Source organism: Thioalkalivibrio sp. ALMg9 (genome assembly GCF_000380625.1).
GTDB classification, from domain to species: Bacteria; Pseudomonadota; Gammaproteobacteria; order Ectothiorhodospirales; family Ectothiorhodospiraceae; genus Thioalkalivibrio; species Thioalkalivibrio versutus.
Window position 1 is genome coordinate 703,729 of record NZ_AQYC01000008.1, and the last position, 17,083, is coordinate 720,811.

At 67.0% G+C, this 17,083-nt stretch carries 14 protein-coding genes; 13 read left to right on the forward strand and 1 reads right to left on the reverse strand.

Annotation, left to right across the window (positions count from 1 at the left end; all coding sequences use genetic code 11):
• Positions 1 to 3: 3 nt before the first annotated feature.
• The gene (locus F792_RS0108745; RefSeq protein WP_018169251.1) at positions 4 to 1,950 is read right to left on the reverse strand and encodes a GNAT family N-acetyltransferase; all 1,947 of its coding nucleotides are present in this window, start codon (positions 1,948 to 1,950) and stop codon (positions 4 to 6) included.
• A gap of 229 nt (positions 1,951 to 2,179) precedes the next feature.
• Here F792_RS0108745 and F792_RS0108750 point away from each other — a divergent pair, with 229 nt between their 5' ends.
• The 13 genes from F792_RS0108750 to F792_RS0108810 all read left to right on the forward strand — a co-directional run bounded on the left by F792_RS0108750 (position 2,180) and on the right by F792_RS0108810 (position 16,849).
• Positions 2,180 to 2,494 (forward strand): lipid asymmetry maintenance protein MlaB, encoded by a 315-nt coding sequence (locus F792_RS0108750; protein WP_018169252.1) that lies wholly within the window; start codon positions 2,180 to 2,182, stop codon positions 2,492 to 2,494.
• Entirely contained in the window at positions 2,487 to 2,849 is a 363-nt protein-coding gene (locus tag F792_RS0108755; protein WP_018169253.1) for a response regulator, read from the forward strand. The genes F792_RS0108750 and F792_RS0108755 overlap by 8 nt, the downstream gene beginning before the upstream one ends.
• 2 nt (positions 2,850 to 2,851) lie before the next feature.
• On the forward strand, positions 2,852 to 4,918 hold the full coding sequence (locus F792_RS0108760) for a chemotaxis protein CheA (RefSeq protein ID WP_018169254.1): 2,067 nt from the start codon (positions 2,852 to 2,854) through the stop codon (positions 4,916 to 4,918).
• Between the two features lie 20 nt (positions 4,919 to 4,938).
• Entirely contained in the window at positions 4,939 to 5,460 is a 522-nt protein-coding gene (locus tag F792_RS0108765; protein ID WP_018169255.1) for a chemotaxis protein CheW, read from the forward strand.
• 21 nt (positions 5,461 to 5,481) lie between these two features.
• Positions 5,482 to 6,261 carry a ParA family protein gene (locus F792_RS0108770; protein WP_018169256.1) on the forward strand — a complete coding sequence of 260 codons (780 nt, stop codon included), beginning with the start codon at positions 5,482 to 5,484 and terminating at the stop codon, positions 6,259 to 6,261.
• Between the two features lie 24 nt (positions 6,262 to 6,285).
• Positions 6,286 to 8,550: a methyl-accepting chemotaxis protein gene (locus F792_RS0108775; RefSeq protein ID WP_018169257.1), complete on the forward strand. Its 2,265-nt coding sequence runs from the start codon at positions 6,286 to 6,288 to the stop codon at positions 8,548 to 8,550.
• Positions 8,551 to 8,585: 35 nt separating this feature from the next.
• Positions 8,586 to 9,407: a protein-glutamate O-methyltransferase CheR gene (locus tag F792_RS0108780; RefSeq protein WP_018169258.1), complete on the forward strand. Its 822-nt coding sequence runs from the start codon at positions 8,586 to 8,588 to the stop codon at positions 9,405 to 9,407.
• On the forward strand, positions 9,407 to 10,030 hold the full coding sequence (gene cheD, locus F792_RS0108785) for a chemoreceptor glutamine deamidase CheD (protein ID WP_018169259.1): 624 nt from the start codon (positions 9,407 to 9,409) through the stop codon (positions 10,028 to 10,030). The genes F792_RS0108780 and cheD overlap by 1 nt, the downstream gene beginning before the upstream one ends.
• On the forward strand, positions 10,031 to 11,110 hold the full coding sequence (locus F792_RS0108790) for a chemotaxis response regulator protein-glutamate methylesterase (RefSeq protein ID WP_018169260.1): 1,080 nt from the start codon (positions 10,031 to 10,033) through the stop codon (positions 11,108 to 11,110).
• 11 nt (positions 11,111 to 11,121) lie between these two features.
• Positions 11,122 to 12,321 (forward strand): methyl-accepting chemotaxis protein, encoded by a 1,200-nt coding sequence (locus F792_RS0108795; RefSeq protein WP_018169261.1) that lies wholly within the window; start codon positions 11,122 to 11,124, stop codon positions 12,319 to 12,321.
• 274 nt (positions 12,322 to 12,595) lie between these two features.
• The gene (locus F792_RS0108800; RefSeq protein WP_018169262.1) at positions 12,596 to 12,901 is read left to right on the forward strand and encodes an STAS domain-containing protein; all 306 of its coding nucleotides are present in this window, start codon (positions 12,596 to 12,598) and stop codon (positions 12,899 to 12,901) included.
• Between the two features lie 7 nt (positions 12,902 to 12,908).
• The gene (locus F792_RS0108805; protein WP_018169263.1) at positions 12,909 to 14,693 is read left to right on the forward strand and encodes a SpoIIE family protein phosphatase; all 1,785 of its coding nucleotides are present in this window, start codon (positions 12,909 to 12,911) and stop codon (positions 14,691 to 14,693) included.
• Positions 14,690 to 16,849: a bifunctional diguanylate cyclase/phosphodiesterase gene (locus F792_RS0108810; RefSeq protein ID WP_018169264.1), complete on the forward strand. Its 2,160-nt coding sequence runs from the start codon at positions 14,690 to 14,692 to the stop codon at positions 16,847 to 16,849. Before F792_RS0108805 ends, F792_RS0108810 begins: the two co-directional genes overlap by 4 nt.
• Positions 16,850 to 17,083: the final 234 nt, after the last annotated feature.

The following is a 17,083-nucleotide window of genomic DNA, read 5'->3' on the forward strand; positions in this document are numbered from 1 at the left end:
GGGTTACAGGCTCCGGGCCTCCAGCCAGTTCCGGGCGGCGCGACGCAACCTTCGGGTGACGCCGCGCCGCCCGGAAACCTCCAGCTCGCGTGCCAGTCGGTCCCAGTCGATGGGCTGCGCCAGGCTCGCCTCGAGCAGCTGACCTTCCGGCTCGTCCGGCGGCGCCACCGCCAACTGCCGCAGCAACGCGGGAAGCGCCCACTCCAGGGGCCGCGCCCGCTGGGAAAAGGCTCGGACCTCCTTCAGATCCGCCACCGGGTCAACCGGCGGCAAGGGACAATCTCCCTCCGCATCCTGATCCCCAAGGACTTCGCTCACCATGGCCGCGGTCGTGTCCGGCAGGAACCGTGGATGCCAGGCCGGCCAGTCGCGCCGAAAGGCCGCCAATGCTTGTTGCAGCCGGGGCTGCAATCGGGGCGCGGTCGCACGCAGGACCACGCCGCTCACCTGGCCACTGGCCGCATCCGGCTGGATGCCGACTCGCACCAGGCCATAACCCGCGCGCAGCCAAAGGTGCAGCAACACAGGTTGCAGCCCGAAACTCGCGCCAATCAGCGCCACCCCCTTGGCACCAGCCCGGTCCGCGACCGCACGCAACAGACGACTCCCCAGGCCCAGCCCCTGCCAATGCGGATGCACCGCAATGCGCTGAATGCGCCACGCGCCCTCCCCCGCCAGGTCGAAGTCACCCCGGGCCGCAACGGTGCACGGCAGGAAATGCCCCTGCGGGCGCCGTTCGCCCGACCAAACCGCTTCGGCTATCCCGCGTTCCAGTTCGCCCTCTTCCTGGATCAGAACCACCCCGAACAGGGCGCCATCCGCCGCCCCTTCCAGCAGCAACAGGTGAACACCCGCATCATCCAGCCAGCGCGCCAGATCGGAGGGCCGTGTGCGGTAATGGGCATCTGCCAGCAGGCCCATTACTGCCTCCAGGGTTTGCGGCGTGTCCGCGAGCGCCGTGCCCGTGCTCCAGCGCAGCCGCACGGCCTGGGAGACCGGGGGGCGACTCGCCGCCTCCAGCAGGAACAGCCGATTCATCCAGTCCTCGAGCGGATCGCCCCGGGCCCAGCGGACCGGTGTATCCAGGGTCTGTAGCCGCACGCAAAAGCCCGCCCCCTCCAGGGCCGGCAGCGCACGCAGCCGAAAGCCCTGTCCACTCCCCTCGAAGCCGCCGGTCGTGGTCGCCAGCACCAGGCGCCGTGCCAGCCGGGCCAACTGGAGCAGGCGCTCGACCGGCATGCTCGCAGCCTCGTCGATGATCAAGGTATCCAGCGGTTCCGCGTGTTCCAGCAAAACGTCCGGGGCCCGGTAGTGCCATTCCGGCGCGTGCGTCCAATGTCGGGCGCGCGCCAGCAATGCGTCCACGGCCCGTGGTCCCGGCGCCGTCAGCGTGATCGTGGATTCGCCGCGCTGCAGTGCCGTGCCCAGGAACTCGCCCAGCAGGGTCGACTTGCCGCGGCCACGCGGGGCGGTCAACGCCACACATGCGCCCGGCGCGAGTCCCGCCAAATGCCCCAGCGCGACGGCCTGATCCGGCGTCCACGCAAACGGGCCCGCCGCCCTCGGCCTGATTCCGGGCCGTCGATCCACCGACGGTGGCTCCACCGTCCGCACCCACGGCTCGGCCAGCGCCGCCTGCCAGCGGCGGGCAAACGCCCCGTCTCCGCCGGTGCCGTCGAGGATGACCAGGGTGCCACCGCCGACCAGCAGGCCTGCGACCGTGACCAGGGCATCCACCGCGAGCGATTGCCGGGCCTCGAATACCAGGGCCTGTACCTCGTGCCCCAGCCAATGCCCAGCCTGCGCCGGCGCCACATGCGGCACCCCGCCGGGCGGCGAACGCCCCACCCACAGCACCGGCCCCTGCGCCGCAGCAGCCCGCAGCCAGTTCGCAGCCGCCTGCCAGCCAGCATTATCGGCAGACAACCGGTAGAGCGTACGGGCCTCCATGTCAGTGGCTCCCTGAGATCAGATCACGCATGAACGAACGAGTTTCCGGGGATGAAAGCGGCCATCTCCTCACACTGCCGGGCCGAAGATCCAGCCATTGATCGGGCGGCCGGGGTGAAACGTGTCTCAAGGTTTAATGCTTCCAGCCGTACAAGATTTTTACAAAGAACTGGAACAATACTGTACAACACCTGTACAGTGTGACCGAGTTCATGAAAGGGTACTGCAGATGACCCCCATTGCGTTGCCGAAACGCCTGCGCATCGATACCGCAGCCGAATGCTGGCAAGTACTGCGCGCGGCACTGGATGTCGGCGAAGACCTGCAGCTGGATTCGGCGGCTGTGAATGATGTGGACGCCGCCGGCGTGCAGGTCCTGCTGATGGCCCGCCATTCGGCCGCCCGCAAGGCGCAGGGCTGTTCGCTCATCGGGACCAGCGCGGTTCTGGCCCAGGCCCTGCAGGCACTGGGCGCACCCGAAGACGGTTTTGGGTCGAGCGCCGCACAACACGACGACAAGGATTCAGGAGACATCAATGGCTAAGGTTCTGGTGGTGGACGATTCCGCCTCGATGCGCCAGATGGTCGCATTCACCCTCAAGCAGGCCGGGCACGAGGTCGTCGAGGGCCGCGACGGCAAGGATGGCCTGAGCAAGGCCCAGGGCGCCAAGGCGGATCTGGTGATCACGGACGTGAATATGCCCGCCATGGACGGCCTGCAGCTGACCCGCGAGCTGCGCAAGCTGGGCGACTACAAGTTCACCCCCATCCTGGTGCTCACCACCGAGGCCGGGCCGGAGAAGAAACAGGAAGGCAAGGCCGCCGGCGCGACCGGCTGGCTGGTGAAGCCGTTTGACCCCGATCAGCTGATGAACACCGTCAACCGGGTGCTGCGCTAGTCATGTCGATCGACATGACCCAGTTCATCGATGCCTTTCTCGAGGAGAGCTTCGAGGGGCTGGAGCGCATGGAAACCGAACTCCTGGCGCTGGACGGCGGCGATCCGGAGACGCTGAACACGATCTTCCGCTGCGCCCACTCGATCAAGGGCGGAGCCGGGACCTTCGGGTTCGGCGCGATCTCCGGGTTCACCCATGGTGTGGAGACCCTGCTGGACCGCATGCGCAACGGCGAGCAGGAGGCGGCCCCGGAAACGGTGAACCTCCTCCTGCGTGCGGTGGATACTCTGCGTGCGCAATTGCATGCCGCCCGCGATGGCGGCGAGGCCGACCCCGCCGAGGTGGCCGAAGTGCGCGCCCTGATCGAGGCCCATCTGGGGGATGCCGCGCCCGCGAGCAGCCCGGCGGACAACCGTGGGGCCGCAGACTCTGGCGGCACCGATGCCCCCGCCGACGGGAACCGTACTGGCCCGCGTGGCTGGCGGATTCATTTCCAGCCCTACGCGGACCTGATGCGCACCGGCAACGACCCCCTGCGCATGTTCGAGGTGCTGGAGGAACTCGGCACGCTCAGCGTGCACTGCGAGACCGATCGCCTGCCGGACCACGCGGATGCCTTCGACCCGGAGGACTGCCACCTCGCCTGGACCCTGGAGCTGGAAGGCGATGCCAGCCGCGATCAGATCCAGGAGGTCTTCGAGTGGGTCGAGGACGAGTGCGATCTCCTGATTGAACCCCTCGGCGCGGCCAGCGAGCCGACCCCTGAAGCGCCCCTGCTGACGCCCGATGCGACAGAAACGGACGCGACCACCGACCGTCCGCCGGCGGCCCCCGCTGCGCGCGGCGGTAGCGGTAACCGTGGGGCGGAATCCAGCTCCATGCGGGTGAACGCCGGCAAGATCGACGCCCTGATCGACATGGTGGGCGAACTGGTGATCACCCAGTCGATGCTGACCGATATCAGCGAACAACTCGAGGAAGACCCGTCGCAGATGGAGGCGCAGATCGAGCGCCTGCGCACCGGATTGGGCGAACTGGAACGCAATACCCGCGAGCTGCAGGAAAGCGTGATGAGCATCCGCATGGTGCCGATCGCGCAGGTCTTCAACCGATTCCCGCGGCTGGTGCACGACATCTCCGGGCAGCTGGGCAAGCAGATCGAGCTCACCCTGAAAGGCGAATACACCGAGGTCGACAAGACCGTGATGGAACACCTGGGCGACCCGCTGGTGCACCTGGTGCGCAACGCAGTGGACCACGGCATTGAAATGCCCGAAGAACGCGCGGCGGCCGGCAAGCCGGAGACCGGCCAGGTCACCCTGGAAGCCTTCCACCGGGGTGGCAACGTGGTCATCGAGATCCGCGACGACGGCAAGGGCATGGATGCCGACCGCATCCTCGCCAAGGCCCGCGATGCCGGCCTCGTTGGACCCAACCAGCACCCGGACCGCCACGAGATCCTGCAGTTGATCTTCGAACCCGGCCTGTCCACGGCCGACCAGGTTAGCGACCTGTCCGGCCGCGGCGTCGGCATGGATGTGGTCAAGAAAAACATCCGCGGCCTGGGTGGCAACGTCGAGCTGGAGTCGGAACCCGGCAAGGGTTCGCGCCTGACCATCCGCCTGCCGCTGACGCTGTCGATCATGGATGGCCAGCTGCTGAAGATCGGAGAGGAGACCTTCGTGATCCCGCTGATCGCGATCGTCGAGTCGCTGCAGACCCTGCCAGAGAGCGTGAAACAGGCCTTCGGCAGGCTGCCGCTATACCGCCTCCGGGACGAATACATTCCGATCGTCGACCTCGCGGCCCTGTTCGGCCGTACCGAACCCAGCCCGCTGCCGGAACGCGCCCTGCTGGTGGTGGCCGAGGCCGACGACCAGCGCGTGGCGCTGCGGGTCGATGACCTGCTCGGTCAGCAACAGGTGGTCATCAAGACGCTGGAAACCAATTTCCGCAAGGTCCCCGGCACGGCCGGCGCGACCATCCTCGGGGACGGCCAGGTGGCCCTGATCCTGGATGTCGCCGGGATCGCGCGCATGGCCAGCGGGCGCGATACCCGCGCGGCCTGATCATCAAGGAGCCGAACGCAATGGCGAACGACGCAACCCAATCGATCCACGACCCGGCCACCGCCGGCGAGGACCAGTACCTCACCTTCATCCTCGCGGAGGAGGAATACGGCGTGGACATCCTGCGGGTGCAGGAGATCAAGGGCTGGGAACGCCCCACACCCCTGCCCAACACGCCGGACTACATCCGCGGCGTGATCAACGTGCGCGGCATGATCGTGCCGATCATCGACATGCGCCTGCGCTTCGGCATGGAGCCGCTGGAATACGGCCCGACCACGGTGGTGATCATGCTGCGCGTGGTGGGTGAGGAACGCGAACGCGTAATGGGCGTCGTCGTGGATGCGGTCTCCGAGGTCTACAGCATCGGTGCGCAAGACCTGCAGCCGGCACCCGACTTCGGGACCCGCATCGGGGTCAACTTCGTACGCGGGCTGGCGACCGTCGAGGAACAGATGATCCTGGTGCTGGACATCGACACCCTGCTGGGTCCCGGTCTGATTGCCAGCGCCGATGCCATCGAGGCCGAGGCGACGGCGTAAGCCCGACCTCGCACACGGACCATGCGAACCATCGCGGTGATCAACCAGAAAGGCGGGGTCGGCAAGACGACGGTAACCCTGAACCTCTCCCATGCCCTGGCCCTGCAGGGCTACCGGGTGCTGGCGATCGACGCCGACCCGCAAGGCCACCTGAGCATGGCCTTCGGGCTGGAAGACCCCGCCGGTCTGGACCGCGTTCTGCAGGACGGGGCCCGTTTGCAGGATGCCTTCAGCGAAGCCGGCAACGGACTGCAGATCGTCGCGGCCGGGGATCAGCTGCAGGAGGTCGAGAACCTGAACCAGGGCGGCGCCGAACGCGGCTGGCGCCTGAAGAAGGCCCTGGACGCACTGGAGCAGCCATTCGATTTCGTGCTGATCGACTGCCCGCCTTCGGCGGGCTTGCTGGGAATGAACGCGATCATCGCGGCCGACGAGATGCTGATCCCGGTGGCCGGTGACTTCCTGGCCCTGAATGGCCTGTCGCGACTGATGCGCATCCTCCAGGGCGTCGAGGCGCACCTGGGCACGGCCCGCAAGAAGTGGATCGTGCTGTCGCGCTTTGTCGAGCAGCGCCGGCATGCCCGCGAGGTCCGCGAACGCATCCGCGAGCACTTCGCCGAGGCGCTGCTGCCGACCACCATCCGCGAGACGGTGGTGCTAGCCGAAAGCCCGAGCTTCGGGCAGACGATATTCGAGTACCAGCCGCGTCACCGTGCGGCCGAGGACTTTCAGCAACTGGCCGCCGACCTGGTCGCGGCCGGGGCACTAACAACCACCCGCCCGACGGCGGCACACGCCTGAGCCTCGAGCCAGGGAGAACGGGCCATGACGACACGCAAACGCAACAAGCTGGGCAATGACCCGCTGGGCTGGCTGGACGAATCCAGCGCGGCCGGCGAGGCGAGCGGCGACGAGGTCTCGGGCGCGACCCGGCCGACCGCTACGGCTACGGCCACGCCCGAGCCCCTATCCGGCCCGCAAACCGACACTTCCAAGAAAACGAACAAACCCGCGCGTCGCCGCACCCCGGCATCGCGCCAGACGAACAAGCAAAGCGAGGACACCCCGATGGCCGCCATTCCGCAAACCGACGCCGCTCACAATGACCCGAACGAGATGATGGACGGGCGTTTCATGCGCGCCGCCTGCGAAGGCTCGCAAATGGCCGTAATGATGTGCGACACCGACATGAACATCATCTACGCCAACTCGGCCGTGATCAGCCTGCTGCGGAAACGTAGCCATGTCCTGCAGCAGCACTTCCCGAACTTTGATCCGGACAACCTCGTGGGGCAGTCCATCGACCAGTTCCACAAGGACCCGTCGCATCAGCGCGCCATCCTGTCGAACCCGGCACGCATGCCGTACACCGCCGAGATCGAGGTCGGGGGCATCGATTTCAAGCTGCAGGCGTCCGGAATCACCGATGACAACGGCGCGCTCGTCGGCAGCATGGTGGAGTGGCAGGACTTGACCGAGTGGAACCACTCGGAACGCGAGCGCGCCCGCTTCAGGGCCGCGATCGATGGCGCTTCGTCCTCGCTCATGATGTGCGACGAGAACATGACCATCACGTTCTCCAACGCCGCACTGACCGCCATGTTCCAGAAGCACCGGGAGGCCTTCACCAAGGCGTTCCCGAGCTTTGATCCGTACAACATGGTCGGCCAGTCCATTGACCAGTTTCACTCCGTTCCGTCGCATCAGCATTCGATTCTGAAAGACCCCTCCAAGCTGCCCTACGAGACCGAGATCAGCCTGGGTGATCTGCGTTTCTGGATTAACGCCACAGCGATCATTGACGAAGACGGCAATTACGCCGGCAACATGCTGGAGTGGCGGGATGTCACCGAGATGCGAAACGCCGAGGCCGAGATCGATACCCTTATCCGGGATGCCGCAAGCGGCAAACTGGGTGAACGCCTGGACGCGGAACGTTACAGCGACTTCACCAAGACGGTCGCGGAAAGCGTTAACGAACTGCTCGACGCCGTCGTGCCGCCCGTTCGCGAGGGCTCCCGCGTCATGCAGGCCATGGCGGAGGGCGACCTCAGCGTCCGCATGGAGGGCGAATTCCAAGGCGAATTCGGCGAGTTCCGCGACGCCATCCACACCTCGCTGGAAAACCTCGACAACCTGGTCGGGCAGATCCTCGAGGGCGCCGGCAACGTGCGCTCGGCCTCGGCCGAGATCGCCCAGGGCAACACCGACCTGTCCCAGCGCACGGAAGAGCAGGCCTCCTCGTTGGAGGAGACGGCCTCGTCGATGGAGGAGATGACCTCCACGGTGAAATCCAACGCCGACAATGCCCGCCAGGCCAATCAACTCGCCAGCGCCGCGCGTGACAAGGCGCAGGAAGGCGGCCAGGTCGTGGAGAAGACGGTCTCGGCAATGGGCGAGATCAATCAGTCGTCGAAGAAGATCGCCGACATCATCGGTGTGATCGACGAGATCGCATTCCAGACCAACCTGCTGGCGCTCAACGCGGCAGTGGAAGCCGCCCGCGCTGGCGAGCAGGGACGTGGCTTTGCCGTGGTCGCCACCGAGGTGCGCAACCTGGCACAGCGCAGTGCCCAGGCCGCCAAGGAGATCAAGACCCTGATCAACGACTCGGTGGAGCGCATTGGCGAGGGCAGCAAGCTGGTCGACAACTCCGGCAAGGCGCTGGAGGAGATCGTTGATTCGGTGAAGAAGGTCTCCGACATCATTGCCGAGATCGCCGCCGCCAGCGAGGAGCAGTCCACCGGACTCGACGAGATCAACAAGGCCGTGACCCAGCTCGACGAGGTCACCCAACAGAACGCCGCGCTGGTCGAAGAGGCCGCGGCCGCCAGCGAGTCACTGGACGACCAGTCACGCGAACTCCTAGACCTGATGAGCTTCTTCAAGGGCGTCGAGGTGCCGATGGCGCGCCAGGCCATGCCCCAGTCGAATGCACGACCGGCCGCAGCCACCGGCAGGACGGCGGGTGGCACGACCGGGCTGAAACGTCCGGCCTCCGCCGGCGGTAACCGCGAAGGCGGGTCGGCCAACCGGCCGACCCCGGCCCCCTCGCGCCAGGCGGCCACGGAAGAATGGGAAGAGTTTTGAGTCCCGGTCATTCATCCATTTCGGGGAGACACTGATTGGCCGCCTCCGACCGCCTGAGCGAGCGCGACTTCCGGCGCGTTGTCCGCCTGACGCAGGAACGCACCGGGATCATGCTCAACGAGAGCAAGAAGGAGCTGGTGTTCAGCCGGCTCTCGCGGCGGCTGCGCGTGCTCGGTCTCGACGCCTTCGACACCTATCTGGACCGGGTCGAGAGGGGTGACGAGGGCGAACTCGAGGAGTTCATCAATGCGCTCACCACCAACCTGACCGCGTTCTTCCGCGAGCCGCACCACTTCGAGATGCTGGGTGGCCCAGTGCTGCAGGAGATCCGACGGCGCAACCCGAACGGCCCGCTGAAGGTCTGGTCGGCGGGGTGCTCCACCGGCGAGGAGCCCTACTCCATCGCCATGACCCTGGCCGAGGCCCTGCCCTCGCCGGATGACGTACGCATCCTCGCCACCGATATCGACTCGCGCGTGGTCGAGCATGCCGACGCCGGGGTCTATGACGCCAAGCGCGTCACCGGCATCCCGCGGGCACGCCAGAAACGCTGGCTGCTGCGCGGCAAGGGGGCCAACGAGGACCGGGTGAAGATCCGCGACGATCTGCGCGCCATGGTGCACTTCCGCCAACTGAACCTGTTCGACCCGTGGCCGATGAAGGGCCCGCTGGACGTGATCTTCTGCCGCAACACGCTGATCTACTTCGACAAGCCGACCCAGAAGCAGCTGGTGGAGCGTTTTGCCAAGCTGCTACGCCCGGAGGGCTACCTGTTCATCGGCCATTCGGAGTCCCTGTTCCGCGTGACCGAGGACTTCCGGCTGCTGGAACAGACGCTGTACCGGCGGGCCGGCTGATGTCCGCCCTGCCGCAGCTGCACGATGACGCCTTCGCGCACATCAACCGCTACTGGGATCGGGTGCACGCCTGCCCGGCGGCGAAGCTGCTGCCGGGAGAATGCTATGTGTCGGTTTCGCGTTCGGAGCTGATCACCACGGTGCTTGGCTCCTGCGTCTCCGCCTGCGTGTGGTCATCCGAAGCCGGGGTCGGGGGCATGAACCATTTCATGCTGCCGGATGGCGCCCGCGACAGCGGCTGGGGACCGGCCGTCTCCAACGCCACCCGCTACGGTACGCACGCGATGGAGTTCCTGATCAACGAGCTGCTCAAGCTGGGAGCCCGGCGCGAGGATCTGCGCATCAAGATGTTTGGTGGTGGCCGCGTGATGGCCGGAATGAGCGATGTCGGCGCGGGCAACATCGCCTTCATGCGCCGGTTCCTGCAGGACGAGAACCTGGAACTGGTGGCGGAAGACGTGGGCGGGCGCTGGCCGCGCAAGGTCGTGTTCTTCCCCGCCACCGGGCGGGCACGGGTCAAGAAGCTCGTGTCCCTGCACAACAACACCCTGCTCGAACGCGAGCAGGACTACCGCCGCCGACTGCAGGACGAACCCCTGCAGGGCGACGTGGAGCTCTTCTAGATGTCTGCCACCTCCAAGCCCATTCGCGTCCTGGTCGTCGACGACTCGGCCCTGATCCGCAAGCTGCTTACGGAAATCCTGTCCCAGGCGCCGGACATCGAGGTCGTGGCTGCCGCCGCCGACCCCTTCGACGCTCGCACCAAGATCAAGCAACACGAACCGGACGTGCTGACCCTGGATGTGGAGATGCCGAAGATGGACGGCATCACCTTCCTGCGCAATCTGATGCGGCTGCGCCCGATGCCGGTTGTGATGGTCTCGTCACTGACCGAGGAGGGGGCCGACGTGACCCTGGAGGCGCTGGAGGTCGGCGCAGTGGATTTTGTCACCAAGCCCAAGGTGGATGTCTCCCATGCCCTGCAGGACTACGCCGACGTGCTGATCGACAAGGTCCGCACGGCCGCGCGCGTCCGTCTGCAGGCACGCAGCGCCACACCCGCCACGGCACCGCAGCGGCTGGCCAGCGCGGGCAGCGGACGTTTCCGAACCACCGACCGGGTCATCGTCCTGGGCGCCTCTACCGGTGGCACCGAGGCCCTGCGCGAGGTGCTGGTCGCGCTGCCGCCGGACGCCCCGGGCATCCTCATCACCCAGCACATCCCGGCCGGGTTCAGCCGCGCCTTTGCCGAACGCATGGACCGCAACACCGCACTCAGCGTGAAAGAGGCCGAGGACGGCGATATCGTGATGCCCGGGCACGCCTATGTGGCCCCAGGCAGCGACTACCACCTGCGCCTGGCGCGCGACGGCGCCCGCTACATCTGCCGCCTCGACCAGGGCGGGCCGGTGAACCGCCACCGCCCCAGCGTCGACGTGCTGTTCAACTCCGCCGCCGAGCAGGCGGGGGCCAACGTCGTCGCCGCCCTGCTGACGGGCATGGGCGACGATGGCGCCCGCGGTCTGCGAGCGCTGCGCGACGCCGGCGCCCACACTATCGCCCAGAACGAGAGCACCAGCCTGGTCTGGGGCATGCCTGGCGAAGCGGTCAAACTGGACGCCGCGGTGCAGGTACTGCCGCTGGGGGGCATCGCCGCGTCCCTGATCCGTGACCACCGCAACGCCGCCGCATCCGGCCAATAGGAGCAATGTGAATGGACGACCGCATGCAATGGCTCACCCGGGATTCGGCCCACAAAGCCCTGGCGCTGGTACTGACCGCCCTGCTCCTGCTCGCGGCCATCATCGCCGGCTTCTCCGCCGCCTGGTGGCAGGCACTGGCCGCCGCGATCCTGGCCGGGCTGGCGGCGCTGCTGGCTCTGGGCATCCAGCAGCGCGGGCCGACGTCCGCTGACACCGCTTCCGATGAGTGCGCATCCCCGGGCCAGCCCACCGGCGGGCGAGAACTCTCCGACGAGCTGGATCAGGCAATGGATTTCGAACTGGGGCAGCTGTCGGCCGAGATCGGCCGACAGCGCGGGCTGATCGCCGAGGCGGTGAAGGAATTGGGTTCCAGCTTCAACGAGATGCACGAGATTGCCGGCCGCCAGACGGAGTTGATGAGCCGCGATGCCTCCCAGGGTAACAACGCCGAGGACATGACCAATGCCGAGGTGATCACCGAGCTGACCCGCAAGTCCGACGAGACCCTGCAAATGTTCATCGACACCCTGGTGCAGATCAGTCGCCAGAGTGTCGAGAGCGCCCACCACATGGAAGACATGAGCCAGCACATGGACGGGGTGTTCAAACTGCTGGACAGCGCCGGCGCGATCGCGGGGCAGACCAACCTGCTGGCGCTGAACGCCAGCATTGAGGCGGCCCGTGCCGGCGAGGCCGGGCGCGGCTTCTCGGTGGTGGCCGACGAGGTACGCTCGCTGTCGCAGCGTTCGGCGACCTTCCACGACGACATCCGCAAGCAGATCGACCAGGCCCGCGAGTCGATCGGAAAGGTGCATGGCACGGTGCACGACATGGCCTCGCGCGACATGAGCGACACCATGGGCGAAAAGGAGCGCATTTCCCACCTGTTCGAATACGCCCGGCGCGCCACCGACGAGCTGGACGAACGCATCCGCGAGGAAGCAGAGTTAAGCGAGCGCATGCACCAGGCGGTTGCCATCGCCATACGCTCACTGCAGTTCGAGGACATCGCCCGGCAATCGCTGGGTACCGCCGAAGAGGCCGTGACTCACCTGCAGGAGCTGCAAGGCATCCTGCACGAGGCCCGCTCGACCGAGGACGCCCGGGCCATGGCCCAGCGCGTGCGCGAGTGGCGCGAGCGTCGCCAGGAGAATTACCACCGCGCGGTGGACCAGCAGAACATGGCCACCGGCGACGTGGAATTGTTCTGACGTGGAATTGTTCTGAAGTCTTGCCATCCAACACCCCGCCGACGTCGCCCTTCCGGCATCACGCCGGCCATCAGCCGCCGGGGAAGCGCAGCTTCATTCGCGCCTCCCCGCGGCACGTCGGATGTGCCGCCGAAATCGACCGGACCAAACGGTTGATTCCGCCGCAAGCTGCGACTCGGGTTTGCAGCATCGCTTGCGCCGAACAAGCCAGGGTGGCTTTGTTCAGCGCCTACTTCACCGGGCACGAAGCCCCCCAAAGCGCCAGGAATCGCATATGAGCATCGAGCAACACACCTCCGACGACGGCAAGGAAGTCCGCATCCGGGTCAAGGGCCGCTTCGACTTCGAACAGCACCAGGACTTCCGCGCCGCCTACCGCGACACCGCCGGGACTGGCGTGCGTTACACCGTGGACCTCTCGCAGACCGAATACATGGACAGCTCCGCTCTGGGCATGCTGCTCCTGCTGCGAGAACACGCCGGGGGCGAGTTCTCCGATGTCTCCGTCGCCGGGGCCTCCCAGGGCGTACGCAAGGTGCTGGATATCGCCAATTTCGGCCGCCTGTTCCGCATTCAGTAGCAGGGTCGTGGACGAACAGACCGACATCCCGACCAGCAACGAATCCTCGCCGGGCGATCTGATCTCCGGCGAGGGGCTGGTGCTGGTGGTCGACGACGACCCGCACAACCGCCGCCTGCTGCGAATGATGCTGATGGGCGCCGGATACCGAATCCGCGAGGCCAACAACGGTCTTGCGGCCGTGGAGGCCTGCCGCGAGCAAGTGCCGGACCTGATCCTGATGGACGTGATGATGCCGGAGCTCGACGGCTACCAGGCCACGTCCCGCATCAAGGCCGAGATGGGCCATCGCTTCGTCCCGGTGATCTTCCTGACCGCCCTGGACGATGAGAATGCCCTGCTGCGCGGCATCGAGTCGGGCGGGGATGATTTCCTCAGCAAGCCGCTGAATCTCGCGGTCCTCAAGGCCAAGATCCATGCGATGGAGCGCCTGCGCGACCTGCACACGGGGCTGCAAAGCCGCAATGAGGCCCTGCTGCGCGCCCAGGCTCGCCAGGCCTGGGAAGAAGAGACCGCCGAAGGCCTGTTCTCGCGCGCCATCACCCGCCGCAATCGCGGCCTGGATCGGTTGCGGCTGCACCGCTACGCGGCCTCCACCTTCAGCGGCGACGTCGTGCTCTCCGGGTACACCCCCGACGGAGCCCTGCGCGTGCTGGTCGGGGACTTCACCGGCCACGGCCTGACTGCCGCGATCGGGACGTATCCGGTCAGCGAGACCTTTCACACCCTGACCCAGGAGGGCGTGGACGACCAGGAACTGCTGCACGAGCTGAACCACGTCCTGCACGACTTCCTGCCAGCCGCGATGTTCATGGGCGCGCTGCTCGCCACGTTTTCCGCGGACGGCCGCCGGGTCCGCCTGTGGAACGGCGGCATGCCCGATGCCTGGCTGTGCAACACGCAACAGGACCGGGTACGGCGCATCCAGTCCCAGGCCATGCCCCTGGGCATCCTCGGCCGCCTCGACCACGATACCGGCGCCCGTTCCTTCGACCTCGACGAGGGCGACTGGCTCACGCTGGTCAGCGACGGGGTGCTGGAGGCCACCGATGTCGCCGGGACCGCGTTCGGCGAAGACACGATCCTTCGGGACTGCCAGGCGAGCCGATCTGCCGAGGACGCCTTCGAGCGCATCCGCGAGGCGCTGGAGGCCCACTGCGGCGATCAGACACCCACCGACGACATGACCCTGGTGACCATCGACTGCTCTCCCGCCGTGGTCACCGAGAGCGAGCACCCGCAGGATCGCCAGCTCCGGGGCACCCTGCGCTGGTCGCTGGAGGCCAGTGACCAGCGCCTGGCCGAGGTTGATCTGGTCGGTGCCGCCCGAACCCAGCTGCTGGAATGGCTGCCGAACCTGGGGGGTGGACACGCAGAGGCGCTGCAGACGGTGATCGCCGAGCTTTGCAACAACGGCTTCGAACACGGCGTATTGCGCCTGGACTCCGACATGAAGGCCACGGTGGAGGGCTTCGAGCAGTACTACCAGCAGCGGACCGAGGGGCTGCGGGACATTCGCGGCCGGATCGGCATCTCCCTGCGCTACCGGCCCATGGCCGGCCAGCACTGCATCCGCATCCGGGTGCGCGACAGCGGGCCGGGCTTTGACCACCGCCAGATCCAGGAGGCCCTGGAAGGCCGTGGCGACAAGCGCCTATGGGGGCGCGGTCTGAACCTGGTGCGTCAGCTCTGCGAGCAGGTTCGCTATCACGGCAGCGGCAACCTGGTGGAGGCGGATTATCGTTGGGGCGCCGCCGCGGGGACCGGGTCCAAGGGTGGAGTGTCAGGATGACCTACGCCCTGGAAGCCATGCACAGCCCAGCGCCGATCGATCTGGTCAACGCCCTGAGCGAGGCGGTGCTGTTCGTCACGGCCGATGGCCACGTGCGCTACGCCAACCCGGCGGCGGAACGCTTGTTCGGCACGACCGCCTGCAGCCTGGACGGACGCGACCTGGCTGCCCTGATCACACCCCGCGATCCGGCCTTCGATCTACTCGAACGGCTGCGCGAATCGACGCGCGCGGATGGCTGGATCCCCCGCCGCGACCCTGTTGAACTCCTCTGCGAGGACGGCCAGTCGCGGCCGGCCCTGCTCGATATCGGAACCTGCCAGCACACGCATGAACACGTGCAGTTCGTGGTGCTGCGCGAGCAGCGGCCGGGGCACCCCGCCGACACGCCGGAACAGGCCGAACACCTGCGCGAGGCCATCGACCTGCTGACCCGTCAGGTGCAAGAACGCATGCGCGCCGAACAGGCCCTGCAGGACAGTCATCGGCGCCTGGTGGCCGCGCAGCGGGTAGCCCGGATCGGCCACTGGGAATTCATACTGGAGACCGACGAACTCCAGCTGTCACCCAGTGCCAGCGTCCTGTTCGGGCATGAAGACCGGCCCCGCTCCATGCCCCGCGAGGCGCTGGTCGAAGCCACCCATCCGGATGACCGCGCGGCCCTGGCCTTTGCCCTGCTGCGCCTGGCCAACGGGGAAACCGAGCGTTTCTCGATTCGGCACCGCCTGCTACTGCCCAACGGCGAGGAACGCTACATGCTGGCCGAGGGCGAGCGCGCCGCGGATCCGCCCGCCCGCATCCTCGGCATCCATCAGGACCTGACCGAGCGCGAGAAAACCGAGCAGGCGCTGTTCAAGCTGGTGAATTTCGACGCCCTGACGGGCCTGCCCAACCGCACCGGGCTGCGCAGCCGATTGCGCGCCGCCCTGGGCGAGGCCGAGCGTCAGGGGGAATCGCTGGCGGTACTGCTGCTGGACATCGATCGTTTCACCTCCATCAACAGCACCCTGGGCCACGACGCCGGGGACGCCCTGTTGAATGCCCTGGCCCGGCGCTTGCAAAACCTCCTGCGCCCGCGCGATACCCTGGCCCGACTGGCCTCCGACGAGTTCGCCGTGATCCTGACCGAGATCGAGGACCTCGCCCATGCGCAGGAACGCGCGCAGGCCATTCTGGATCACTGCTCGGAACCGTTTGCGCTCGGGAAGGGCCAGCATGTCGCCACCAGCAGCGTGGGCATCAGCCTGTTCCCGCAGGATGCGCGCGGCAAGGACGACCTGCTGCGCCATGCCACCAGCGCCCTGCACGAGGCCAAGGGTTCTGGCGGCAACACCTGCCGCTTCTATACGCAGGAGCTGAACACCCAGGCGCGCGAACAGCTGGAGCTGGAACAGGGACTGCGTGGCGCGCTTCGCCAGCAAGAATTCGAGCTCCACTATCAGCCGCAGATCGGACTGAATCGCGGCCACACTGTCGGTGTCGAGACCCTGATCCGCTGGCGCCACCCCGAGCGCGGAATGGTGTCGCCGGGCGAATTCATCCCGCTGGCGGAGAAGACCGGGCTGATCGTGCCCATCGGCGACTGGGTCCTGCGCACCGCCACCCAGCAACTGGCGGAATGGGATCGCCTGGGCCTGCCACCGCTGCGCCTGGCCATCAACCTGTCCGCCCGGCAGTTCGCCGACCCCGAGCTGCCCGAGCGCATCCTGGAAACCCTGCAGGCGGCCGGGCTCGCCCCCGAGCGCCTGGAGGTGGAGATCACCGAGAGCGTGCTGGTCGAGGATATCGACGCGGCGGCCGAGATGCTCCAGCGTCTGGTGCGTCTGGGCGTCTCGGTGGCGATCGACGACTTCGGCACCGGGCAGTCGTCCCTGCGCTACCTGCGGCGGCTGCCGCTGACCACGCTGAAGATCGACCGTGAATTCACCTGGGGTATCGGCAACGACCCGGACGACGAGGCGATCACCCGCGCGATCATCGGCCTGGGCAAAACCCTGAAGTTGCGGGTCCTGGCCGAGGGCGTGGAGACCGAACAGCAGCACGCATTCCTGCGCGAGATGGGCTGCGACGAGGTCCAGGGCTTCCTGCTCGGCCGCCCGATGCCCGCCACCCAGCTCGAACGCGAATGGAAGGAACGCGCACACACACCAGGGTAGGCGCTTTTTGTGTGCACCACGAAGCGCAAGAGGGCACGGAGCAAACTCAGGGCAATGGAGTGGGGAGGATGAGCGCCGCGAATCGCATCCGTCTCACGGAACTGCCGGGCCTCGACCCGATACGCTGCCAATCCGCCTGAAGTCTTTGCGGTTTTCTCTGCGCCCTCCGTGGTGGAATCTGTCTTGACCTGGCCCTTCTTCGTGCCTTCGTGCGCTTCGTGGTAGACAATCTGC